The organism is Bradyrhizobium sp. LCT2 (assembly GCF_009931255.1).
In the GTDB taxonomy this organism is placed as follows: Bacteria; Pseudomonadota; Alphaproteobacteria; order Rhizobiales; family Xanthobacteraceae; genus Bradyrhizobium; species Bradyrhizobium diazoefficiens.
Window position 1 is genome coordinate 1,249,946 of the sequence record NZ_CP034432.1, and the last position, 23,000, is coordinate 1,272,945.

General features: G+C 65.3%; 18 protein-coding genes and 1 pseudogene. 5 read left to right on the plus strand and 14 right to left on the minus strand.

Features of this window, described 5'->3' with window-relative positions:
- Positions 1-17: 17 nt before the first annotated feature.
- The 10 genes from murA to rpsT form a co-directional block, all read right to left on the minus strand.
- A complete protein-coding gene (gene murA, locus EI171_RS06620) occupies positions 18-1,313 on the minus strand; it encodes a UDP-N-acetylglucosamine 1-carboxyvinyltransferase (protein WP_028172548.1) in 1,296 nt (431 codons plus the stop codon).
- 293 nt (positions 1,314-1,606) lie between these two features.
- Entirely contained in the window at positions 1,607-4,042 is a 2,436-nt protein-coding gene (gene gyrB, locus EI171_RS06625) for a DNA topoisomerase (ATP-hydrolyzing) subunit B (protein ID WP_011083645.1), read from the minus strand.
- 280 nt (positions 4,043-4,322) lie between these two features.
- Entirely contained in the window at positions 4,323-5,006 is a 684-nt protein-coding gene (locus EI171_RS06630; RefSeq protein ID WP_161532880.1) for a hypothetical protein, read from the minus strand.
- A 140-nt stretch (positions 5,007-5,146) separates the two neighbouring features.
- On the minus strand, positions 5,147-7,291 hold the full coding sequence (locus EI171_RS06635; RefSeq protein ID WP_161532881.1) for a hypothetical protein: 2,145 nt from the start codon (positions 7,289-7,291) through the stop codon (positions 5,147-5,149).
- A 117-nt stretch (positions 7,292-7,408) separates the two neighbouring features.
- Complete coding sequence (locus tag EI171_RS06640) at positions 7,409-8,152, minus strand: hypothetical protein (protein ID WP_161532882.1); 744 nt, start codon at positions 8,150-8,152, stop codon at positions 7,409-7,411.
- A gap of 112 nt (positions 8,153-8,264) precedes the next feature.
- Entirely contained in the window at positions 8,265-9,401 is a 1,137-nt protein-coding gene (recF, locus tag EI171_RS06645; RefSeq protein ID WP_028172552.1) for a DNA replication/repair protein RecF, read from the minus strand.
- A 91-nt stretch (positions 9,402-9,492) separates the two neighbouring features.
- On the minus strand, positions 9,493-9,858 hold the full coding sequence (locus tag EI171_RS06650) for a DUF559 domain-containing protein (protein WP_011083650.1): 366 nt from the start codon (positions 9,856-9,858) through the stop codon (positions 9,493-9,495).
- Positions 9,859-9,985: 127 nt separating this feature from the next.
- Positions 9,986-11,104 carry a DNA polymerase III subunit beta gene (gene dnaN / locus EI171_RS06655; RefSeq protein ID WP_161532883.1) on the minus strand — a complete coding sequence of 373 codons (1,119 nt, stop codon included), beginning with the start codon at positions 11,102-11,104 and terminating at the stop codon, positions 9,986-9,988.
- 377 nt (positions 11,105-11,481) lie between these two features.
- Positions 11,482-12,894, minus strand: coding sequence for a chromosomal replication initiator protein DnaA (dnaA, locus tag EI171_RS06660; protein WP_028172553.1), 1,413 nt, complete (start codon positions 12,892-12,894; stop codon positions 11,482-11,484).
- A gap of 1,280 nt (positions 12,895-14,174) precedes the next feature.
- A complete protein-coding gene (rpsT, locus tag EI171_RS06665; RefSeq protein WP_011083654.1) occupies positions 14,175-14,441 on the minus strand; it encodes a 30S ribosomal protein S20 in 267 nt (88 codons plus the stop codon).
- A gap of 361 nt (positions 14,442-14,802) precedes the next feature.
- Between rpsT and EI171_RS06670 the strand changes: the two genes are divergently transcribed.
- The 3 genes from EI171_RS06670 (at position 14,803) to EI171_RS06680 (ending at position 16,976) form a co-directional block, all read left to right on the plus strand.
- A complete protein-coding gene (locus EI171_RS06670) occupies positions 14,803-15,120 on the plus strand; it encodes a hypothetical protein (RefSeq protein ID WP_011083655.1) in 318 nt (105 codons plus the stop codon).
- Between the two features lie 144 nt (positions 15,121-15,264).
- The gene (gene msrA / locus EI171_RS06675; RefSeq protein ID WP_011083656.1) at positions 15,265-15,921 is read left to right on the plus strand and encodes a peptide-methionine (S)-S-oxide reductase MsrA; all 657 of its coding nucleotides are present in this window, start codon (positions 15,265-15,267) and stop codon (positions 15,919-15,921) included.
- A gap of 350 nt (positions 15,922-16,271) precedes the next feature.
- Positions 16,272-16,976 (plus strand): polysaccharide biosynthesis/export family protein, encoded by a 705-nt coding sequence (locus EI171_RS06680; protein ID WP_231166607.1) that lies wholly within the window; start codon positions 16,272-16,274, stop codon positions 16,974-16,976.
- 143 nt (positions 16,977-17,119) lie between these two features.
- Here the strand turns inward: EI171_RS06680 and EI171_RS06685 are convergent, their stop codons facing one another.
- From EI171_RS06685 to EI171_RS06700, 4 genes are all read right to left on the minus strand, one after another.
- Entirely contained in the window at positions 17,120-17,602 is a 483-nt protein-coding gene (locus tag EI171_RS06685; RefSeq protein WP_161532884.1) for a hypothetical protein, read from the minus strand.
- A 214-nt stretch (positions 17,603-17,816) separates the two neighbouring features.
- A complete protein-coding gene (locus EI171_RS06690) occupies positions 17,817-18,491 on the minus strand; it encodes a dienelactone hydrolase family protein (protein ID WP_161532885.1) in 675 nt (224 codons plus the stop codon).
- A gap of 160 nt (positions 18,492-18,651) precedes the next feature.
- The gene (locus EI171_RS06695; RefSeq protein ID WP_028172557.1) at positions 18,652-18,993 is read right to left on the minus strand and encodes a hypothetical protein; all 342 of its coding nucleotides are present in this window, start codon (positions 18,991-18,993) and stop codon (positions 18,652-18,654) included.
- 25 nt (positions 18,994-19,018) lie between these two features.
- Positions 19,019-19,783: an alpha/beta fold hydrolase gene (locus EI171_RS06700; RefSeq protein ID WP_161532886.1), complete on the minus strand. Its 765-nt coding sequence runs from the start codon at positions 19,781-19,783 to the stop codon at positions 19,019-19,021.
- 319 nt (positions 19,784-20,102) lie between these two features.
- Between EI171_RS06700 and EI171_RS06705 the strand changes: the two are divergent.
- Both EI171_RS06705 and EI171_RS06710 read left to right on the plus strand, forming a co-directional pair.
- Positions 20,103-20,593, plus strand: a pseudogene (locus tag EI171_RS06705) ((2Fe-2S)-binding protein).
- Positions 20,590-22,884 carry a molybdopterin cofactor-binding domain-containing protein gene (locus EI171_RS06710; protein WP_161532887.1) on the plus strand — a complete coding sequence of 765 codons (2,295 nt, stop codon included), beginning with the start codon at positions 20,590-20,592 and terminating at the stop codon, positions 22,882-22,884. The pseudogene EI171_RS06705 and the gene EI171_RS06710 overlap by 4 nt, the downstream one beginning before the upstream one ends.
- Positions 22,885-23,000 lie beyond the last annotated feature (116 nt).

The following is a 23,000-nucleotide window of genomic DNA, read 5'->3' on the forward strand; positions in this document are numbered from 1 at the left end:
AAGGGAAGAAAGATGCCTCAGCTCTTCCGCTCGGGCACGCGCTTGATCTTCGCGCCCAGCGCGTTCAGCCGCTCCTCGATGCGCTCGTAGCCGCGCTCGATCTGGTCGGCGTTGTTGATGGTCGAGGTGCCCTCGGCGCAGACCGCGGCCAGCAGCATCGCCATGCCGGCGCGGATGTCGGGCGAGGTCATCGGCGCGCCGCGCAGGCGGCTGGGACCGGCGATGATGGCGCGATGCGGATCGCAGAGCACGATACGCGCGCCCATCGCGATCAGCTTGTCGACGAAGAACATCCGCGATTCGAACATCTTCTCGAACATCAGGATCACGCCCTCGCATTGCGTGGCGGTGACGATCGCGATCGACATCAGATCGGCGGGGAAGGCCGGCCAGGGCTGGTCCTCCAGCTTCGGCACGTGGCCGCCGAAATCGTCCTGTATCTTCAGCGTCTGGTTCGAGGGCACGATGAGGTCGTCGCCCTCGACGCGGCAGACGATGCCGAGCCGTTCGAAACCCATGCGGATCGAGCGCAGATGCTCGACACCGGCGCGCACGATGCGAAGCGGCGAGCGCGTCACGGCGGCAAGCCCGATCAGCGAGCCGACCTCGATATGGTCGGGCTGGATCCGGTAGGTCGCTTCCCCCAGCGTCGCCGGCCCGTGCACGATCATGGTGTTGGTGCCGATGCCCTCGATTTTGGCGCCGAGCGCGACCAGGAAGTTGGCGAGGTCCTGCACATGCGGCTCGGAGGCTGCGTTGCGCAAATAGGTGACGCCGTCGGCGGCGACCGCCGCCACCAGCGCGTTCTCGGTCGCGGTGACGCTCGGCTCGTCCAGGAACACGTCAGCGCCGGCGAGCTTTGGCGCGCGGAATTCGAGCCGGTCGGTTGCGGTGACTTTGGCCCCGAGCTGTTCCAGCGCCAGCACATGGGTGTCGAGCCGGCGGCGGCCGATGACGTCGCCGCCGGGCGGCGGCAGCATCACCTCGCCGCAGCGGGCGAGCAGGGGGCCCGCGAGCAGGATCGAGGCGCGGATGCGGACGCAGAGCTCGGGGTCGAGATCCGCAGCGCGGATGCTCTTGGCATGGATATGAAGCGTGTTGCGGGCGGTCCACTCCGCCGCCGCGCCGACCGAGCGGATCAGCTCGACCAGCGTCTCCGTGTCGCGGATCCGCGGCACGTTCTCCAGCGTCACCGGATGCTCGGTGAGCAGCGCGGCGGCGATGATCGGCAGCGCCGAATTCTTGTTGCCGGACGGCTCGATCGAGCCCGAGAGCCGGTGACCGCCCTCGACGATGTACTGGATGGGCGCCACGGTGGTTCTCGCTGTCCTGTTGGGTGGGGCGGGCTACTTCGGAGGCGCAAACTACCGAGATTTGGGCACGGTAGCAATTCGGGCTTGATGGTCGCCACGAAGGAGGTGCGCTCCCTCTCCCGCTTGCGGGGGAGGGCTGGGGTGGGAGTGCTTCAGCGGTGGGGTTGTCGAAATCTACGGAGAATATCCCCGCGAGGAGAAAGCCCTCACCCGCCGCGCGCGGGACGATGCTTCGCATCGCCCGGGGCGCGTCGACCTCTCCCGCAAGCGGGAGAGGTGCAACGAGGTCGGGGCTAGATATCGATCGTCGCGCTGAGCGAATGTTCCTGGATGAAGTCGCGGCGCGGCTCGACCACGTCGCCCATCAGCTTGGTGAAGATGTCGTCGGCCTCGTCGACCTCCTTGACCTTCACCTGGAGCAGCGAGCGCGCATTGGTATCCAGCGTTGTTTCCCAGAGCTGCTCCGGGTTCATCTCACCCAGTCCTTTGTAGCGCTGCAGGGTGACGCCCTTGCGGCCGGCGTCGGTGACCGCTTCGAACAGATCGACCGGACCGTGGACCGTGTGCTCGACGTCCTTGCGCCGAAGGTTGCCGGGGCGGGCATAAACATCCTGCAGCTTGGGCGTAAATTCGTCGAGCTTGCGGGCCTCGGCCGAGCCCAGGAACGCGGAGTCAATGATCGCGACGTCCTTGACCCCGCGCACAGTGCGCTCGAACTGGAAGCCCTGGCCTTCCACGTAGTGGCCGACCCATCCGCGTTCGACATCCTCGGCCTGCTTGTCCAGCCGTCCGGCGACGTATTGGGCGGCCGCGGCGGCCTTGTCGGGATCGCCGTAGATGTCTTTGTTCAGCACGCCCGTGATGGCGGCCTGCTCGACGACCTTGCGGTTGTAGCGGGTGTGCAGATTGCGCAGGATGCTGCGAACGACGCGGGCGTCGTCGATCAGTCCGCGCAGGTCACGGCCGCTGCGGTCGCCGCCAGTGCCGGGCGTGAATATGCAATCATCGAGACCGGTCTCGATCAAATAGTCCTCCAGCGCCCGCTCGTCCTTCAGGTACTGCTCGGACTTGCCTCTGGAGACCTTATAGAGCGGCGGCTGGGCGATGTAGAGATAGCCGCCGTCGATGATGTCGCGCATCTGCCGGTAGAAGAAGGTGAGCAGCAGCGTGCGGATGTGGGCGCCGTCGACGTCGGCGTCCGTCATCACGATGATCTTGTGATAGCGCAGCTTCTCGATCGAGAACTCGTCGCTGATTCCGGTGCCGAGCGCGGTGATCAGCGTGCCGATCTGCTCGCTTCCCAGCATCTTGTCGGGACGCACGCGTTCCACGTTGAGGATCTTGCCGCGCAGCGGCAGCACCGCCTGGAATTCGCGGTTGCGGCCCTGCTTGGCGCTGCCGCCTGCCGAGTCGCCCTCGACGATGAAGAGTTCGGACTTGGCCGGATCCTTTTCCTGGCAGTCGGCGAGCTTGCCGGGCAGCGAGGAGACCGAGAGCGGGCTCTTGCGCGTCAGCTCGCGCGCCTTTCGCGCGGCTTCGCGGGCGGCTGCGGCCTGGATCACCTTGCCGACGATCATCTTGGCTTCGCTAGGGTGCTCCTCGAACCAGGCCTGGAGCGCCTCGTTGAGCACGTTCTCGACCACGGGACGCACTTCCGAGGACACCAGCTTGTCCTTGGTCTGCGACGAAAACTTCGGATCGGGCACCTTGACCGACAGAACGGCGGTGAGGCCTTCGCGGCAATCGTCGCCGGTCAGCGCGATCTTTTCCTTCTTCGCATTGGCCTCGGCATAGCCGTTGACCTGGCGCGTCAGCGCGCCGCGGAAGCCGGCGAGATGGGTGCCGCCGTCGCGCTGCGGGATGTTGTTGGTGAAGCACAGCACGTTCTCGTGGTAGCTGTCGTTCCACCACAGCGCCGCCTCGACGCCGATGCCGTTGGCTTCCGCGCGCACCATGATCGGCGCCGGCACGATCGCCTTCTTGTTGCGGTCGAGATATTTGACGAATTCCTCGACGCCGCCGGAATAGTGCATCTCCTCGCGCTTCTCGACCGCGTGGCGCATGTCGGAGAGGGCGATGTTGACGCCGGAGTTGAGGAAGGCGAGCTCGCGCAGGCGGTGCTCGAGCGTCGCGAAATCATATTCGATGTTCTTGAAGGTGTCGGGCGAGGCCAGGAACGTCACCTCGGTGCCGCGCTTGCCCGGCGCGTCGCCGACCACCACCAGCGGTGCGACGGCATCGCCATGGGCGAACTCGATGTAGTGCTCCTTGTTGTCGCGCCAGATGCGCAAGCCGAGCTTGCTCGACAGCGCGTTCACGACGGAGACGCCGACGCCGTGCAGGCCGCCGGAGACCTTGTAGGAGTTCTGGTCGAACTTTCCGCCGGCATGGAGCTGGGTCATGATGACCTCGGCCGCCGAGATGCCTTCACCCTTGTGGATGTCGACGGGAATGCCGCGGCCGTCGTCGCGCACGGTGACGGAATTGTCGGCATTGAGCACGACATCGACGCGCGTGGCGTGGCCCGCGAGCGCCTCGTCGATCGCGTTGTCGACGACCTCGTACACCATGTGGTGCAGGCCCGAGCCGTCGTCGGTGTCGCCGATATACATGCCCGGGCGCTTGCGGACGGCATCGAGACCCTTGAGCACGCGGATCGATTCCGCCCCGTAATCGCTCGGATTTGAGGGCTCGTTTTCGGCAGGCGTCTGCCGAGCAGGTTCTGTCATAAGAGGCCTTCGAGATGTCGCCCGAATCAGCCGCGCAAAAGGCGCTGATGTGAGGCTATTTGTGCCATGAAAGACCGCTCGCGCCTAGCGCAAAGTATCCTCCGGCAACCCTTTGACTAAATAGGGATTTTTGGCCGGTTTTCAAGCCTCGCAAAGGCCGATTCTGGGCGCCGCAAAAAGCGCGATTCGGACCCTCTTTTTCACCCCCCGAAGGCGTGGATTTTGCGGGGTGGGAAACGGCGTTCCGAGATGCCGCGGCGCCCCGGAACGGGCCACGGGTTCAGTATATCTGGGACGGTTTCTTATCGTCGCTGAGGCCCCAGGCCTCGCCTGAGGCCAGGGTGACGGTATCGGTGCGCACCAGAAGGCCCGACACGCGTAGCTCGTAGGAATACGTGCCGGGTGGCAGATCCAGCACTTGTGGATGATTTTCGCCGCCCGCGATCTTGATGGTTTGATCGTTGATCACAAGCGAAGCCACATCCGGCTTTAGATAGCCGAATATCAGCCGCGCTTGTCCTGATATCGGCAGGACATCGGCCTTGGCTGCAGCCTCCGGATTCCGTTGCGCTAGGCTGACCGTGGTCTCGCCCTTGGCGCGGCCAAGCTTCAGCACGGCCGGGCCCTTCGGGGAGACGAAGGCGAGTTGCACGCGATCGGCGGCGATCATTGCGTCATCCGGCTTCTCCTGCCAGCCGCGCTGTCCGAGCTCTCTGCGGTAGAAGGCGAGCACCTCGCTGAGCTCCGCGGGCACGCGCGCTTCGATCTCGAGCCGGAGCGGGACCTTGGCGTCATGCGCGTGCGTGGTGCGGAATTGGCTGAAGCTGCTTTGCTTCGGTGCCGGCATGTCGACGTCGGGATCTGCCGTCAGCGGCTCCTTCGAACAGCCTGCGAGAAGAGTGAGGGCGCACACCAGCAGCCGCCATCGTGCCGGAACTCTCGTCCCGCGCTTGACCGTTGTCATGCTCCATCTCCGAGAATGTCGCGCGTTGTGATCTTCGCGCGATGCGGCGGCTGCGACACGGTCGCCGCCGCTTCCAGACGACTAGTCGCCCCAGGAACCGGACAGGTTCAACCGGGCCGTTGCAGGCACAGGCGGCGGGATCAATACATCTGCAGCGGAAGCACCTCGCCGGTCGGACCCACCATCAGGCCCCAGGCATCGCCGGCGGCGACCGTGAGGGTCTCGGTGCGGGCGGGACGCCCCGGTACGCGCAGCGCATACTGATACTTGCCGGGCGCCAGATCGAGCATCGGACCTTTCGGCGATTGCGGGCCGCCGGCGCCGGCCGCGATCTTGATGGTCTGCTTGTTGATCGTGAGCGATGCTTCCTTCGGCCCGATATTGCCGAGCATCACCCTGGCCTGGCCCGGCTTGGGCATGATGTCCGCCTTGGTCGCGGCATCCGGATTCTTCTGCGCCAGATTGACTGTGGTCTCGCCTTTGGCGCGACCAAGCTTGAGCACGGCCGGGCCCTGCGGCGAGGTGAAGTCGATCTGCGCGCTATCTGCGGACACGGTGGCACCGTCGGCCTTTTCCTGCCAGCCGAGCTTTCCAAGCTCGGTGCGGTAGAACGCCAGCACGTCGCCGAGCGGGGCGGGGATGCTGGCCTCCAGCTCGCGGCGGAACGGCGTCTCGCTGCCCGGCAGTTTCGTGGTGGCGAGCGAGGTCGACGAACGCTGCGTCGGCACGGGCAGCTGGGATTCGGTGTCCGGCTTGAGCGGTTCGGATGACTTGGCCTGCACCTCCGCAGGCTTGGCCGCAGTCACCCTTAGGCCCGAACCCTCGGCACTGACCCGCACCTTGGGGCCCATCTGCATCACGGTGAAGGAGATCGACTTGCCGCTTCTGGCAAACTCCAGCATCGCCATGTTGGGCTGGTTGATGACCGAAGGCCGCTCGTTCCAGCCCAATGGCTTCAGCGAGGCCCGGTAGAACGCGGTCAGCGCCTTCACGCTCGATGTGGACGAGAATTCGAGGCTGCCGTCGCTGCCTTCGAACTTCACGCCCTCGGCGTTCTCCGGCAGCGGCACCGGCGTCTTGCTGTCGGCGAGCGCGTTGAGCGGGACATCGGACAGCGCGGCCGCCTGCACCTTGCGCCGCGCCTCGTCGGCGGCGATGACCTGCTTTGCGGCTGCCGCGGCATCGCTGAAGAATCTGTCGTCAGCCTCCTTCTTTGCCTTGGCGCGGGCGGCAAGGGCTGATTCCTTCACCTGCGCGGTCAGGCTGACCATGGTGAAATCGTATTTGCGGCCAAGCCGCAGCACGCCGGCTTCCTCGGCGTTGGAGATCTTGATCGCCACCTCGTCGCCGGGCGCGAGCGGCGCGCTGCCGTCCTCCTGCCAGCCGCGCGCGGCGAGCTCGCGATGATAGAAGGCCAGCACCGCGGGCAGCTCGGCCATCGCGGCCGCCGACATCTCGCGCTTGTTGGAGCTTGCGCTGCCGAGCCCCCTCGACGACTTGGTGAAAGTTGGCCGCGGCAGCCCGGCGGCGTCGCTGTCGGCCTTGAGATCGAAGGGAAGCGCGAAGGGCGCGACGCGGATGTCGACATTGGTGCGGCCGTCGTCGCGGCGCGTCAGCGTCAGCATGACGGGCTTCTGCTTGTAGAAGCCGGTGACCTCACTGTCGGGATGCTCGTAGAACACGCGTAAGCCGTTGGGAACGGTCTCATCCAGGCTGGTCGTCCAGCGCGCGGCCGTTTCCGGCGTGAGCTTGCGCCAGCCGATCGCTTCCATCTGGCTGGCGTAAAAGTCCGATGTCGTATCGAGCGCGCTGGGCGCGATGCAGCCGAGATAGGGCCTTGTGCCATCGAACACGATGTCGCTCGCGCCGTCGGGGAACGGCACGTTGCCGTAGATCCGGTCGGTCGAATAGTAGACCACGGACTGGTCGGGCCGGCCGAGAGCCTGCGTGAAATGAACGGACAGGCCCTGCCGTCCCTTCTTGAAATTCAGCGTGGTGCTCTTCTCCTCCATTGGCCGTACATAGGGCACCCAGCCGGCGGCGCTGAGGAGCTTCTTCACCGCCGGCGACGTCACGGATTCCGGCGCCGGCATGCGATATTCGACGCGGTAGGGATCGGGGCGCGAATTATCCTCCACCGCACCATCGAGCTGCGGCAGCGCGTGAACGTCGACAATGCCATCGTCGGCGCGTGCGGGCAGAGACGCGCTCGCCATGAGCAGAAGGCCGCAGGCAAGCAGCCGCCAGCGTGCCGGGACCTGCGTCCCGCGCTTGATGATCGACATCGCTAAAAACTCCTGGATTTCGCGCGGGTCGATCCCTCGCGCAATTGCAGGCTGCGACACCGTCGGCGCGGCCTCAGACGAGAAGTCGCGGCGGGAACCCGTGAGGTTCAAAAGGGCTCAATACAGCAGGAGCGGCGACCATGCGTCACCGTCGGGCCCGACGGTGAGCTCCCAGGTATCGCCGGCAGCGACGTCGAGGACATTCGTGGTGGCTGGATGGCCCGGCACGCTCATCTCGTAGGAATATTTGCCGGGCTGCAGATCCAGCGACACCGCATGGGCGCCGGCGGCGCGCTTGATGGTCTGCTCATTGATCGTGAGCGTGGCGTCCGTCTTGCTGATATTGGCGAACACCAGCTTGGCCTGGCCGGGTTCGGGCATGACGTTCGCGTCGGTTGCGACCAATGCGTTCTTCTGCACGAGCTTGACCGTGGTGCTGCTGTCCTTGCGGTGGAGCTCCAGCAGCGCTGGTCCCAGCGGGGAGGCGAAGGCGAGCTGGACGTGATCGGCGGCGATCACCGCGCCGTCGCGCTGCTCCTGCCAGCCGAGCTTGCTGAGCTCGGTGCGATAGAAGGCGAGCACGTTGCCGAGCTCGGCGGGTACGGTGGCCTCCAGTCTGATACGAAGCGGCGCTTTAACGCCCTGCACCACGGTGGTGTGGGTCCCCCTGTAGCTGTAACGGGTCGGCGCGGGCAGCTTGGCCTCGGGGTCCGGCGTGAGCTCTGCGGAAAACAGCCGCGGCAGATCCGGCACAAAGGCGCCGGCGGTTGCCGCGAGCATGCAGCTTGCGAGCAGGGCGAGCCCGCACGCAAACGCCCGCCATCGTGCCGGGGCTTGCGCCCCGGGCCTTACCGTCCGCATCTCACTCTCCAAGAGATTGCGATTCATGTCATCGCGCAGTCACGGCTGCGACGTCGTCGGCGCGGCCTCCGACAGCTAGTCGCGGCGGGAAATCGTCGGGTTCAATGGCGTTCTAGCGCCGGGCGGAGACGCGTCCGCTCTCGACGTCAAAGACTTCGCCCCCGGCGCCGATCTCGGCGAAAGCGGCCGGGTCCGCGCCGGTCAGCCAGACCTGCGCGCCGAGCTTCTTCAGCTCCTCGAACAGCGCGGCGCGGCGGTTCGGATCGAGATGGGCGACGACCTCGTCGAGCAGCAGCAGCGGCACGATGCCGGTCATCTCGGCGACCAGCGTCGCGTGCGCCAGCACGAGGCCGATCAGAAGCGCCTTCTGCTCGCCGGTCGAGGCATCGCGCGCCGGCATTCCTTTCGGCGCGTAGATGACCTGGAGATCGGTCAAATGCGGGCCGTCGGTGGTGCGGCCGGCGATGGCGTCGCGCGGACGGTTGTCGCGCAGGATCTGGCGGTAGCGGTCCTCGACCGACGTCGCGGTCTCCCGGAGCAGCGCGTTCTCCATCCAGCCGTCGAGCGCGATCTGCGCCGAAGGAAAGGCGGAAGCCTGCGCGCGCGCGTTCAGCATGCCGGTCAGCCTTGCTGCGGTCTGGCCGCGGGTTGCTGCGACCGCGACCGCAAGCTCGGCGGTCTCGCGCTCGATCGCGTCACACCAATGGTCGTCGTAATTGCGCGTCTCGAGCAGGCGGTTGCGCGAGCGGAGGGAGCGCTCGAGCGCGTTGATGCGGCTGGAATGCTCGCTGTCGATGGCGAGCACCAGGCGGTCGAAGAAGCGCCGTCGCTCGGAGGCCGCGCCCATGAACAGCCCGTCCATCGCCGGCGTCAGCCACACCATGCGGATGTGGTCGCCGAAGGCGGCCGCCGAATTCACCGGCTCGCGGTCGATGCGGCAACGCCGGGTCACGGCAGCGTCGGCGCGCGGCGGCTCGATGCCGGTGCCGAGCGTGGCGAGGCCCAATGCGCCCTCGACCTGCGCAGACACGGCCCAGGAGCCGTCGCCCTGATTGTCGGCAACGTCCTCCAGCGTCGCACGGCGCAGGCCGCGCCCCGGCGACAGGAACGAGATCGCCTCGATGCAATTGGTCTTGCCCGCCCCGTTCGGCCCGACCAGCGCCACCATGTCAGCCGCCGTCTCGAGCCCCGCCGCCCGATAATTGCGAAAATGCGTCAGCGTCAGGCGATGAATGCGGGAGGGGGTCATTTTAACTCGTCATTGCCGGGCAGTGCCTTTCCCTCCCCCCTTGTGGGGGAGGGTGGCGCCTCACGAAGTGAGGCGACGGGTGAGGGGTATGTTACCGCGTGGCGAGCTTTGCAAGAATGTCTTCCAGCACAGCCGCGGGCTGTTGCAACACCTCGTTGTTCCAGTAACGCGCTATGGCGAAACCTGCCGCGGACAAGGCTGCGTCACGAGTTGCGTCGCCTTGTGATTCCGCATGTTGGCTTCCGTCAATCTCGATCACGAGCCTCTTCTCGAAACAGACAAAGTCGAGAATGTAGTTCTTGAACGGCTCCTGTCGGCGAAACTTGAAAGTGGAGAGCCGACGATCCCTCAACAAGCGCCACATTGCCCTCTCGGCGTCAGTCGGCTCGTGCCGCATCTTCCTTGCAAATTGGCGGAGAGGCGGGGCGATCGGTCGATGGGACGGGTCTCGTGGCACCAACCCCTCACCCAAGTGAGCTTGCGTCAAACATTGGTGCAGCCCTCTCCCACAGGGGGAGAGGGCGCAGTAACGTGCATCGCGCGCGGTTCTAAGGGCAGTGTGTGCTGGCGAGGGAGCACGTCCCTCACACCCGCATCGGCATCAGCACGTAGAGCGCGCTCTTGTCGTCGCGGTCCTGGACCAGGGTGGGCGAGCCGGGGTCGGCGAGCCTGAGGGTCGCGACCTCGCCTTCGATCTGGGCGGCGATGTCGAGCAGATAGCGGGAGTTGAAGCCGATATCGAGGGCGTCGGAGGCGTATTCGACCTCGAGCTCTTCGGTCGCGCTGCCGGAATCCGGATTGGTCACCGACAGCACCAGCTTGCCCGGCGACAGCGACAGTTTCACCGCCCGGCCGCGCTCGCTGGAGATGGTGGAGACGCGGTCGACCGCGTTCTCGAAATCCTTCTTGTCGACGACGAGCTCCTTGTCGTTGCCTTGCGGGATCACGCGGCCGTAGTCGGGGAAGGTGCCGTCGATCAGCTTCGAGGTCAGCACGACGTTGCCGATCGTAAAGCGGATCTTGGCCTGCGACAGCTCGATCGTCATCTCGGCTTCGGTGTCCTCGATCAGGCGCTGCACCTCGCCGACCGTCTTGCGCGGCACGATCACGCCGGGCATGCCGTCGGCGCCCTTGGGCTGGACCAGGTCGAGCTGGGCGAGGCGGTGGCCGTCGGTGGCGACGCCGCGCAGGGTCGCGGCCTTGGCGGTGCCGGCGGCGTGCAGATAGATGCCGTTGAGATAATAGCGCGTCTCCTCGGTCGAGATCGCGAACTGGGTGCGGTCGATCAGCCGCTTGACGTCCTTGGCGGCGAGCGAGAACGAATGCGACATGTCGCCGGCGGCCAGATCCGGGAAATCATTCTCCGGCAGGGTCTGGAGCGTGAAGCGCGAGCGGCCGGCGCGGATCGCCAGCACGGCGCGGTCGCCGTCGGCCTCGAGTACGATCTGGGAGCCGTCCGGCAGCTTGCGCACGATGTCGTAGAACATGTGCGCCGGCACCGTGGCGGAGCCGGCGGTCGCGGTTTCCGCGGGCAGCGTTTCCGTCACCTCGAGGTCGAGGTCGGTCGCCTTCAGCGACAATTTCGCGTTCTCGGCCCGGACCAGCACGTTGCCGAGGATCGGAATCGTATTGCGGCGCTCGACCACGCGGTGGACATGGCCCAGCGATTTCAGGAGTTGCGCGCGTTCGACCGTAACCTTCATTGCACTACTCGCCCGATCCCCAAGATGAAAAAAGCCGGGCGGCCGAAAAGCGCGCCGCGGCACCGAAGACCCCGACAGGCCGGGGTCTCCAGCCGATATGACCAAAGCCGTCAGGGTCGCGCAAGGTGGCGCGGATGGCCCCCGGTTTCAAGGGATCGGGGGGCAGTTCCCCACGATTTACAGGCAAAAACACCCGCCGCCGCTCAGGCATAGGTCTGCTCCCTCGCCCCGCTTGCGGGGAGAGGGTTGGGGTGAGGGGAGTTACCGCAAGGGAGGTGAGAGTTGGACGCGCCGAGAGTCCCCCTCACCCGGAATCCGCGCTGCGCGCGTATTCCGACCTCTCCCCGCAAGCGGGGAGAGGTGAAAGAAATAGGCGTTTATTCCTGAAGCTGGCGCTTCAGCGACTCGACTTCCTCGGACAGCGCGGTGTCCTTGGAGACCAGCGCCTCGATCTTGCGCACGGCGTGCAGCACCGTGGTGTGGTCGCGTCCGCCGAAGCGGCGGCCGATTTCGGGCAGCGAGCGCAGGGTCAGCGTCTTGGCGAGGTACATCGCCACCTGGCGCGGACGGACCACGTTGGCGGTGCGGCGCGAGGACAGCAAGTCGGAGCGGCTGACATTATACTGCCGCGCCACCACGCGCTGGATGTCCTCGATCTTGATCCGCTTCGGCTCCTGCGGCCGGACCAGGTCGCGCACCTCGCGCTCGGCCATCTCCAGTGTCACCGGCTGGTTGTTGAGCTTGGAATGCGCCAAGAGCCGGTTGATCGCGCCTTCGAGGTCGCGGCCGTTATGGGTGATGGTGCGGGCGAGATAATGCAGCACCTCCTCCGGCACGTCGAACGTCGCATGATGGGCGCGGGCGGCGGCGACGCGCGACTTGAGGATGCCGTGGCGCAGCTCCTCGCCGAGCGAGCCCATCTCGACCACGAGGCCGCCGGCCAGCCGCGAGCGCACGCGGTCATCCAGGCTTTCGAGATCGGACGGCGGACGGTCGGCCGCGATCACGACCTGGCGGCCGGCGTCGATCAGCGCGTTCAGCGTGTGACAGAACTCGGCCTGCGTCGACTTGCCCTGCAGGAACTGGAGATCGTCGATCACCAGCACGTCGATACCGCGCAGCGCTTCCTTGAAGGCGAGTGCCGTCTGCGTCTTCAGCGCGGCGACGAAGCCGTACATGAACTTCTCGGCCGTGAGATACAGCACCTTGCGCTCGTTGCCGGAATTGCCGGCCCAGGTCACCGCCTGGAGCAGGTGCGTCTTGCCGAGGCCGACGCCGGCATGGATGTAGAGCGGGTTGAACATGACGGGATCGCCGCGACGTCCTTCGGCAACCTGGCGCGCGGCTGCATGGGCCAGTGTGTTGGAGCGGCCGATGACGAAGCTCGCAAAGGTCAGGCGCGGATCGAGCGGCGAGCCGCCGAGCGCGTCATGATTGGCCGAGACCGGCGCGGTCGCAGTCGAGCGCAGCTCCGGCGCAGGCGCGCGGCGTGTTTCGACCGGCACCGGGGCTTCCTTCGGCGGCGCGACCGGGCGCACCGCGGAGCGCACGGTGAGATCGATGCGATGCACTTCCGGCATCTCGGCCTGCCAGCACGACAGCACGCGCTCGGCATAATGGGCCTGGATCCAGCTCTTCAGGAAGCGCGTGGGAACCGAGAGCCGCACGCTCTCATCCTGCACGTCTTCGAGATCCATGCGCGCAAACCAGCTCGTATAGATGTCTTCGCCGACGCTCGAGCGCAGCCGACCCTTCACGCGTGACCAGCGATCCTGTTCCGATGTGTTCATCGTCAAAACTTCTCTTGAGAGATATAGTTGCGTTGTGAGCGCCATGCAGGGTTCCTGCCATAGGGTTCCTGGCATGGCGCGACCTCAAAGCGAGTCCATCGTCAGACATGGCTCGACCGTTCGGCGAGAACGCCGCGTCCGATCAGCGATGTCAGAGATGGAGGGGTCGCGAGGTCAGCGCGTACTCGGCGCTCCGTCACACGCGGGAGGCTGGGTGTCCGACGGATTTAAAACGGCATCGTTGGAATGGAAAACCTGTTTCAATACCGCGTTCTGTCCGTAAGACATGATACCTCCCCGTCCTGCCGTGATTGCTCACGGCAAGGTCCTGCGTGTCCTGAAGACATCCGCGGCTAAAGTCGCCGATGTCCTGCCCGTCTGCACTGTTCGTTCGCCCGGCTTCGCCAATCACGCGTGTCGGGGTAGTCTCAAGATGTCTCTCGTTTGCGCTTGGATCTCGCTTGGAGACATTCAGACAAAGAGCTACCATTCCCATGTTGCTATGGGTTTTGAACCGACAATCGCTTGTTGAAGCGTCGCCAACGTGCACACCGCCGCCGATTTGCACGCTCGCCCCGTTTCCAAAACCGCGCTGGTCTCAAGATCGTGGGCGCCGCGAACGACTTAAGGAATACACTAAGCGGAAAGACTCGCAACGAAATTGATTCACACTCGATGCATCAAAAAACTTGACCAGCGTTAACGCCGCGCGCGACTTGTGCACAGGCTCGTGACCAAGTTTTTGGATTCGTGCACAGAATCGAAAATGCGCCGCGTCATGTGACAAATCCTCGTCACAGCCAAAAATTTTTTACAAAATCGTCACGCGCGCGACGTGCAGACGAATTTTCCAAATGCTTGTGATCGCTATGTCGATAAGTGATTAGCGAGACACCGTTTTTTGAGTCTCGTTTCACAGGGTAACTCCATCGCACGATGTGTCCCGGTGAAACTACGGTGTGCAGAACCTGGCGCGCGTGCAGGTGCGAGTTGGGCCCGCCTCGCAAGGGTTTTTCGCAGCGCAGCGCAGCGAAAGTTTCCGCTGTTGCAATATCACCCGCAACGAGGCTGGAGGTAAAATTGCGGAACGCATCATAGTGCGGAGATGCAAATCCTCCAATCGAGGATTGGCGCGTGACTGCTTGCGTGAATATGACAGGCAGCAAAAAGCCCGGCGCGAGGCCGGGCTGATTGACGAACGCGATGTCGAGCGGATCAACCGATCGGATGATTGCAACCAGTCGCTTGGCGAGCCTGGTCCGCGAACTTGCTTCGCGAACTTACTTGGCGAGCTTGGCGATCTGCGCGGTGAGCCGCGAGACTTTGCGGCTGGCATTGTTCTTGTGAATGATGTTGCGCTGCGCGGCGCGCATCAAGGCGGGCTCGGCATTCGCCAGCGCCTTCACGGCGGCGGCGCGGTCGCCGGTCTTGATGGCTTCCTCGACGTTGCGCACGGCGCCACGCATCTGGGTGCGGCGCGACTTGTTGACGGCGGTGCGGCGGGCGATCTTGCGCGTCGCTTTCTTGGCGGAGGTGGTATTGGCCATGGTCTCAATGTCCTTTGCGGGTACCGGTCGCGTCTTGGTCGGGTAGCGCCGGCTTGCTTGACCGCGTAATCGACGCTCGGATTTAGGGTGTTCGGTTCAAGGCTGTTCCCGGAACATGAGGCCTCAAAGAGCCTGCAACTGCTCAAAGAACAGCGGCGGCAGGATTGCGCCCGCCGCCAGTTGGCGCCCTTATAGAGAGGGTCTTTGGCACCGTCAACGCTTTCAAGACCCGGAAAACCGGCTCTGGCGGCCTGAATGGGTGCCGTAACGCCCTGAAGAGGTTGAATTTCTGCCGTCGCCCGGCTATTGGCTGGCGGCGTTTCTTTGGGTCCTCCGACCGGACGACCATATAAGGTGAGGCATGATCCGCGGCTTTTTCCGACTGATTGGGCTGTTGCTGCTCGCCGGCGGGTTCATCTTCATGGTCTATGACGGCGCCCGCTGGGTGGCCGACCAGACCCTCAAGTTCACCCGGTTCGGCCAGTTCTGGAACGACATCAATCAGGCCAGCCAGTCGGCGTTCCGGACCTGGGTCGAGGCCAAGGCGCCCTGGCTCTGGACCTCGGTGATCCGCCTTGTGCTGGATCAGCCGGTGTTCGCCGTCCTCGGCATCCTGGGCATCCTCCTGATGATCCTGTTCCGCCCGCGCAAGCCGCTGATCGGCTATTCCCGGGACTGAGTCCCGCGCGCGGCGCCGCGTAACAAGGCTGCCCCTTCGCGCGTAAACGCCTATATTCCCACCTGATCGCGAGCACGCCGCCTGAGCGCCTGGCTTTTCGAGTCGGCACAAGCGACGGACAGCTCGTTCTTCGGAGATCCGACCATGCTGTTCATGCGCAAGACCACCGCATTGCCGAGCGCAACTGAGGCGCTGCCGGGCCGTGCGCAAGCCATCCCGACCGCGAGCACCCATTTCGTCAACGGCAGCAAGTTGCAGCCGCCTTATCCCGCCGGCCTCGAGCAGGCCGTGTTCGGGCTCGGCTGCTTCTGGGGCGCCGAGCGCAAGTTCTGGGAGCTTGGCGATGGCGTTTACACCACCGCCGTCGGCTATGCCGGCGGCCACACGCCGAATCCGACCTATGAGGAGACCTGTTCGGGACGCACCGGCCACACCGAAGTGGTGCTGGTCGTGTTCGATCCGAAGAAGGTCTCCTACGAGAAGCTCTTGAAGACGTTCTGGGAGAGCCACAACCCGACGCAGGGCATGCGCCAGGGCAACGACGTCGGCACGCAGTACCGAAGCGCGATCTACACTTACTCGGATGCGCAGAAGAAAGCGGCCGACGAGTCGAAGGCGCTCTACCAGAAGGCGCTCGCGGCCAAGGGCCTCGGTGCCATCACCACCGAGATCGCGCCCGCCGGCGCATTCTATTTCGCCGAGGACTACCATCAGCAATATCTGGCGAAGAACCCCGCCGGCTATTGCGGCCTCGGCGGCACCGGCGTGTCCTGCCCGATCGGCGTCGGCGTGAGCGCGTAAGTCAGCTCCGGACTCGCTGCACCTCTCCCGCTTGCGGGAGAGGTCGGCGTGCCCGGGCGATGCGAAGCATCGTCCCGCGCGCCGGGTGAGGGCTCTATCCCCCGGGGGACTGTCCCGTTGTGGCGACACCCTCTCCCCAGCCCTCTCAGCGCGAGCGAAGCTCGTCGCGCCCCGCATCCGCCTTCGCCAAGGCTTCGGCGGACAAGAGCGGGAGAGGGAGCGCAGTGTGCCCGTTGCTCGCAGCGCCCCAGCCCCCTCAACGCTTTATTAACCATAACCGGTGCATCACTGGAGCCGTCTCGTTTCGAGGGATAGGTCCGGTGCCGGTTGCACGCGCGTTTCGATGGTCGATGTTGGCAGCGTCCGCCGCGCTTGCCCTTGGCGGCTGCATGCAGACCGCCGGTCCCGTCGCGGTGATGCAGCCGCGCGCCGATCTCGATTCGATGGCCTACGGCCAGCCCTACAACGCGCCGCAGCCGGTTGTCGTCGCCGACGGTGGCGGCGCCATCGGCGCGCTGCGCAATTCCTTTGCCTCCGCGCCTGCGCCGATGCCGGTCGGCTACGCCGCGCCGATGGGAGCGCCGGTCCGTTATGATGCCTCCTACCATCTCGATGCCGGCGACAAGCTGCGCGTCGTGGTCTATGGCCAGGAAGGTCTCACCAACAGCTACGCGATCGATGCCGGCGGCTCCATCACCATGCCGCTGATCGGCGCGGTGCCGGCCCGTGGCCGCACCACGGCGGGCCTCGCCGGTGAAATCGCCGCGCGCCTGCGCAACGGTTACATCCGTGAGCCCTCGGTCGCCGTCGAGATCGAGGCCTATCGCCCGTTCTTCATTCTCGGCGAAGTCTCGGCGCCCGGCCAATATCCCTACGTGCCGAACATGACGGTCGAAAGCGCCGTCGCCATCGCCGGCGGCTTCTCGCCCCGCGCCAAGCGCGACGTGGTCACCGTCACGCATACCGAAGCCGGCGGCTCGATGCGCGCCGTGGTTCCGCTCGGCACGCCGTTGGCACCGGGCGACACCGTGTTCGTCGGCGAGCGCTGGTTCTAGCTCTCTCGTCATTCCGGGGCGCGCGTAGCGCGAGCCCGGAATCTATTTCCCCACCATCTCTGACGCACGGTGGATTCCGGGCCTGCACCGCTGCGCGGCGCATCCCGGAATGACGGCAGGGATGATGTCGGCGGCCTCGCGACCTATCTCCTGAAATCCAGCCGCCCTTCCGGAAAACATCCGTCGATGCGCGCGGCATCGACCACGCGCCCGACCCACGGCCGCGTGATCGCAGGGTTGGTCAGGTTGATGTACTTGCCGACCAAGCGATCCGCGCCCTCGCGCACAGCGTCGATCAGCCCGTGCCGGCGGCCGTTGTCCCAGTCGAAACGCAGATAGATCCGGTTCCCCGCGACGCGAATTTCCGCGCGGCCATGCTTCCACATCTCCGGCGTATCGCCCGCGATGGTTGGATCAGCGCCGCCGTTCCAGCGGCTTGCCCAGATGCCTTCAAGCGGATCGGCGCGCGAAGAAATGTCTGCCCAATGCGCCGCATTGACGTCGGCTGCATCGCCGGAAAGCGTGGCGGCCGCGGCGTAGCTCATGACGTCAGAATCGTCCGGGCCGGGGACGTCCATCGTGCCGAAGGGGTTGCGGATGACGAGGTTCGTGTTGATCTGCTGCATGACGATCTCCCGGCGTATGTTGGCTTGATCGGCCAGCTCTAGCGCCGGGGGCAAGGTGCGGCCACCCGATTCCCGCTCTCTCCTCTGGTCATTCCGGGGCGCGCGTAGCGCGAACCCGGAATCCATCGCGCCTCCGACTTTGACGCATGATGGATTCCGGGCCTGCACCGCTTCGCGGCGCATCCCGGAATGACGGAGGAGAGAGTCGCCCGCGCTACGTCGTCAAATGCTTCGCGAAGAATTCCATGCTGCGTGGCCAGGCGATGTCGGCACTCGCCTTGTCGTAGCTCGCGCGCTCGTCGCAATGAAAGCCGTGCTGGGCGCCGGGATAGATGAAGACCTCCACGTCCGGCCGTTTCGCCTTGACGGTCTCGACGTCGGTCAGGGGAATGCCGGCATCCTTCTCGCCGAAATGCAGTTGCGTCGGCACCTTCGGCGTCTCGTCGGCAAAGCGCACGACCGCGCCGCCGTAATAGCCGATCGCGGCCTTCAGGCCCGACAGCCGCGTCGCTGCGACGAAGGCGACGCTGCCGCCGAGGCAAAAGCCGATGATGCCGACCGGGCCGACGCCCTTCACCGCATCGATCGCGGCTTGGGTGTCGCGCAGCATCGCGGCCCAGTCGGGGCTGGCGACGAACTTGCGCGCTTCGGCGATCTCATCGGGCGTATAGCCCGACTGGAAATTGGGCGAGGTGCGGTCGAAGATCGACGGCGCGATCGCGACATAGCCTTCGCTCGCCAGCCGATCGCAGACCGAGCGGATGTGATGATTGACCCCGAATATCTCCTGGATCACCACCACCGCGCCCTTCGGGTTGCCTGCGGGATCGGCGCGATAGCCGCCCAGCTGGAAATTGTCGGAGGCCGTCAGTCTGATGTCTTGTCCCACGCGGGTTGTCCTTCTTTGTTATTGCGAACTCAGCTCTCTCCCCTCATCCTGAGGAGCGCGCCCTTCGCGCGCGTCTCGAAGGATAGAGGCCGAGCTGCGAGAGGCGGGCCTGCATGGTTCGAGACGCGCGTTCCGCGCTCCTCACCATGAGGGGTGACAGTTATTCCCACATCCAGTTCTCGCCGTAGTCCTCCTTCCATCCCGCCAGCCGTCCGTGGCGGAATTGCAGGAACAGGCGGTGGCGGTAAGGGATCAAGCCGCTGCCGCCGATGTTGCGAAGCGCGAGGTAGATCTCGTTGCCGGGACGTCCCCGTACATATTGCAGCGGCTGCCCCAGGGCTCGCGCGCTCTGCTCGGCGTCCATGCCGAAGGCGAGCGGTGTGTTGTTCGACAAGGTCGCGACGAAGGGCCGGCGCGGCGGCATGGTGCCAAACGGCTCGGCCTGCACAGGCGCCGAGAAAAGTGTCGCCACGACGCCCGCAACCAACATCGCTCGCTTCATCGCCTCAGGTCCCCGTCCGGCCGGCCTATTGCGGCAAGTTCTTCAGGAAAGGCACGACCGCGTCAACAAAAGCCTTGGGCTGATCGATGTTGACGGCGTGTCCGGCGGCGGGGATCACGACCTTTTGTGCGCCGGGGATCTTGGCCGCCATGTAGTCGGATGCGGCCAGGAACGACGTGTCGTCGGCGCCGACCACGATCAACGACGGCACCGTGATATCGGGAAGCAGCTCGATCACCTTCGCATCGCGCTGGGTCAGCATGCCGCGTGCGGCGAGCGCCAGCCCGCTGGCGTTGCGATGACTAGCGGAGGCGCGCTCGTGCGTCGCCGCCTTCAGCACGTCGAGACCTTCGCGCTCGAGCCTGTCGGCGGTGGCAAGCGCCCGTGCGTTCCAGGCCTCGCGTGCATCGTCCTTCTTGAAGCCCGGGCCGGTGTCGATGATCAGCAGAGCGCGGACGCGTTGCGGATAAGCGCGCGTGAAGGCGAGCGACATGTAGCCGCCGAGCGACAGCCCGCCGATGACGGCGCGCTTCGAGCCGACGGCATCGAGGATCGCAGCCATGTCGCCGACGGTGAGCGCTTCGCTATAGGCCTTGGGATCGTCGGGATAGTCGGACTGGCCGTGGCCGCGCATGTCCCACAAGACAAGCTTGTGGTCCTTCGCCAGTGCATCGACCTGCTCACGCCACATCGCTGAGGTCGATGAGTAGCCGTGCGTGAGCAGCAGCGGCGGCCCGTCGCCATGGACCTCGTAATAGATTCCGACGCCGTCCCGATCGATCTTCGGCATTTCTCCCGCCTTTATTGTTTGTTTCGTCGCGGCCATCCTAGCCGCCGGGTTACCTCGAAGAAACCGCCTGAAGGCGATGGCATGCATGCTTGACGCGAGGTCTGCCGCTTTCCTTTGCATCATGCGCGCTGCGTCAGTTCCGTTCTCGCAACGCACAACATGCAAAGGCCGAGATGGCTTCGATCAATTCCAGATTGCATTTGCCTCTGCGGCGGAACGCGATCATTCTTGCGATCAAGGTTGACGCCAGCCCGGTGGGCGTCCGCCAATACAAGTTGCCGCCGTAAGCGGCTTCATGCACCGGCAGGGGAAGACGCCTATGCCAACTCTCACCATCAACGGGCGGAGTCTGTCCGTGGATGCGGCGAACGACACGCCGCTCCTCTGGGCTATCCGCGAGCAATTGCAGATGACCGGCACCAAGTTCGGCTGCGGTGCCGGCCTGTGCGGTGCCTGCACGTGCACGTCAACGGCGAAGCCGTGCGCTCGTGCCAGACCATGGTCGGCGACGTCGCCGGCAAGAAGATCACCACCATCGAAGGCCTCTCCGCCAAGGGCGATCATCCGCTCCAGAAGGCATGGATCGCCGAGCAGGTTCCGCAATGTGGCTACTGCCAGTCCGGGCAGATCATGCAGGCAGCCTCGCTGCTCGCGAAGAATGCCAATCCGACCAAGGAAGAGGTCGTCGCACACATGGACGGCAATCTCTGCCGCTGCATGACCTATTCGCGGATACAGAAGGCAATCATGCGTGCCGCAACCGAGATGCGCACTGCATCCGCCTCCGGCAATGAGCGGAGGTCCACATGAATAAGCACGTGAACAACGTCGCCCCCGGGACGACCGATCTCAGCCGCCGCTCCTTCCTCGTCGGCACCGCCGCGTCCGGCCTCGTGCTCGGCTATGCCGGCATGCCCGGCATCGATCCGGCGTCGGCCGCCGCGCCCGCCAATTTCGAGCCGAGCGTCTGGTATGCGATCTCGCCTGACGGTCTCGTCACCGTGACCTGCGGCAAGGCCGACATGGGCCAGCACATCGCCTCCACCATGGCGCAGATCGTCTGCGAGGAGCTGGGCGCGAAATGGAGCGACATGCGCGTGCAGCTCGCCTCCAACGATCCGAAGTTCAACGATCCCGTACTGGGGGCGCAGATCACCGGCGGCAGCTGGTCAACCATGATGAATTTCGAGGCGATGAGCCGGGCGGGCGCTGCCGGCCGCATTGCGCTGACGGAAGCGGCGGCCGCAGCCATGGGCCTGCCGCCCTACTTCAAGGACCAGCTGGTGGTGCGCGACTCCATGGTCTCGCATCCGAAGTCGAAGAAGCAGATGTCGTTTGCCGAGATCGTCAAGAGCGGCAAGGCGACCAAGACCTTCACGCCGGACGAGCTCAAGGCGATCAAGCTGAAGACGCCGGATCAATACACCATGATCGGCGTGTCGGTGCCGCAGCTCGACATCCCCTCCAAGACCAACGGCACCGCCAAGTACGGCATCGACGTGATGCTGCCGGGCATGGTCTACGGCAAGGTGGTGACCCCGCCGGTGCGCTTCGGCGCCACGGTGAAATCGGTCGACGACAGCGAAGCAAAGAAGGTGCCCGGCTTCATCAAGGCCATCATCCTCGACGACAAGACCGGAACCACCTCCGGCTGGGTGGTCGCGGTGGCCGGCACCTATGCCAACGCGCGCAAGGCGGCGGATGCGCTGAAGATCGCCTATGACGGCGGTCCGAACGCCAAGCTGTCGAGCCAGTCGCTGCTCGACGAGGCCAAGCGGCTCCAGGGCCTCGAGGATTCCGGCCAGTTCTTCGTCAAGGACGGCGATCCCAATGCGGCCTTCGGTTCGGCGGCCAAGGTGGTGGAGGCCGAGTACACCACCAGCATCAACATCCACACGCCGCTGGAGCCGATGAACGCCACCGCGGAGTTCAAGGGCGACATCCTGCACATCTATTCCGGCAACCAGTTCGCGACGCGCTCCGGCGCGATCGCCGCGGGCGCGGCCGGGATCGATCCGAAGTTCGTGGTGATGCACCAGCATTGGCTGGGCGGCGGCTTCGGCCGGCGTCTCGATGCCGACATGATGATTCCGGCCGTGCAGGCGGCAAAGGCGGTCGGCAAGCCGGTGAAGGTGATCTATTCGCGCGAGAACGACATGACGATGGATTTCTCGCGTCCGCTCACCTACCAAAAGGTGAAGGCCGGCGTGGACGGCGACGGCAAGCTCATCGCGCTCAGCCACGACGTCGTCTCCGCCTGGCCGACCGCGCGCTGGGGAATCCCCGATTTCCTGACGCCATCGGTCGACAAGAAGGGGCCGCTCGACAGCTTCACGGTGAACGGTGCCGACTTCTTCTACACCGTGCCCAACCATTATGTGCGCGCGATCAAGAACGAGCTCGCGCACAACGCGACGCCGTCCGGGCAGCTTCGCTCGGTGGCGCCCGGCTGGACGTTCTGGGCGGTCGAAAGCATGATCGACGAGATCGCGGCTGCGACCGGCAAGGATCCCGCGCAGTTCCGCATCTCGCTGCTCGACGGTGCCGGCAAGAACGACGGCGGGGCGCAGCGGCTGCGCAACACGCTGCTCGCCGCAATGGGACTGTCCGGCTACGGCACCAGGCAACTGCCGAAAGGCGAGGGCATGGGCGTCGCCTGCGTCTCGTCGCAGGAGCGCGCGACCGCAAGCTGGACGGCGTGCGTCGCCCATGTCGCGGTGGCGCCGTCGGGTGAGGTGACCGTGAAGAAGCTCACGGTCGCAACCGATGTCGGCACCCAGGTGCATCCCGACAACATCCGCGCCCAGGTCGAGGGTGCGGCGCTGTGGGGCCTGTCGCTGGCGATGTACGAGAAGGCGACGCTCAAGGGCGGTGGCATCGAGCAGACCAATTTCGACAGCTACACGCCCTTGCGCATGAGCCAGATGCCCGAGGTCGCGGTCACCGTGATCGCCAATGGCGAGAAGGCCACCGGCGTCGGCGAGCCGGCGGTGACGGTGATCGCCCCCGCCATCGGCAACGCCATCTTCAACGCCAGCGGCGCCCGCGTGCGGGCGCTGCCGATCACGGCCGAGGCCGTGAAGGGCGCAATGAAGGCGTAAGCCGGTCGAGGGCTGCCAGAGATCATCCGCCGGAGGGCAACCTCCGGCGGATTTGTTTTGGAGGCCGCCTCCACAATCTCACTGTCATGCCCGCGAAGGCGGGCATCCAGTAAGCC

Excerpts from the sequence above, each read along its gene's own strand:
- gyrB (WP_011083645.1), bottom strand. The coding sequence starts at position 4,042 with ATGACAGAACCTGCTCGGCAGACGCCTGCCGAAAACGAGCCCTCAAAT.
- EI171_RS06630 (WP_161532880.1), bottom strand. The coding sequence starts at position 5,006 with ATGACAACGGTCAAGCGCGGGACGAGAGTTCCGGCACGATGGCGGCTG.
- EI171_RS06635 (WP_161532881.1), bottom strand. The coding sequence starts at position 7,291 with ATGTCGATCATCAAGCGCGGGACGCAGGTCCCGGCACGCTGGCGGCTG.
- EI171_RS06640 (WP_161532882.1), bottom strand. The coding sequence starts at position 8,152 with ATGCGGACGGTAAGGCCCGGGGCGCAAGCCCCGGCACGATGGCGGGCG.
- recF (WP_028172552.1), bottom strand. The coding sequence starts at position 9,401 with ATGACCCCCTCCCGCATTCATCGCCTGACGCTGACGCATTTTCGCAAT.
- dnaN (WP_161532883.1), bottom strand. The coding sequence starts at position 11,104 with ATGAAGGTTACGGTCGAACGCGCGCAACTCCTGAAATCGCTGGGCCAT.
- dnaA (WP_028172553.1), bottom strand. The coding sequence starts at position 12,894 with ATGAACACATCGGAACAGGATCGCTGGTCACGCGTGAAGGGTCGGCTG.
- rpsT (WP_011083654.1), bottom strand. The coding sequence starts at position 14,441 with ATGGCCAATACCACCTCCGCCAAGAAAGCGACGCGCAAGATCGCCCGC.
- EI171_RS06670 (WP_011083655.1), top strand. The coding sequence starts at position 14,803 with ATGATCCGCGGCTTTTTCCGACTGATTGGGCTGTTGCTGCTCGCCGGC.
- msrA (WP_011083656.1), top strand. The coding sequence starts at position 15,265 with ATGCTGTTCATGCGCAAGACCACCGCATTGCCGAGCGCAACTGAGGCG.
- EI171_RS06680 (WP_231166607.1), top strand. The coding sequence starts at position 16,272 with ATGTTGGCAGCGTCCGCCGCGCTTGCCCTTGGCGGCTGCATGCAGACC.
- EI171_RS06685 (WP_161532884.1), bottom strand. The coding sequence starts at position 17,602 with ATGCAGCAGATCAACACGAACCTCGTCATCCGCAACCCCTTCGGCACG.
- EI171_RS06695 (WP_028172557.1), bottom strand. The coding sequence starts at position 18,993 with ATGAAGCGAGCGATGTTGGTTGCGGGCGTCGTGGCGACACTTTTCTCG.
- EI171_RS06700 (WP_161532886.1), bottom strand. The coding sequence starts at position 19,783 with ATGCCGAAGATCGATCGGGACGGCGTCGGAATCTATTACGAGGTCCAT.
- EI171_RS06710 (WP_161532887.1), top strand. The coding sequence starts at position 20,590 with ATGAATAAGCACGTGAACAACGTCGCCCCCGGGACGACCGATCTCAGC.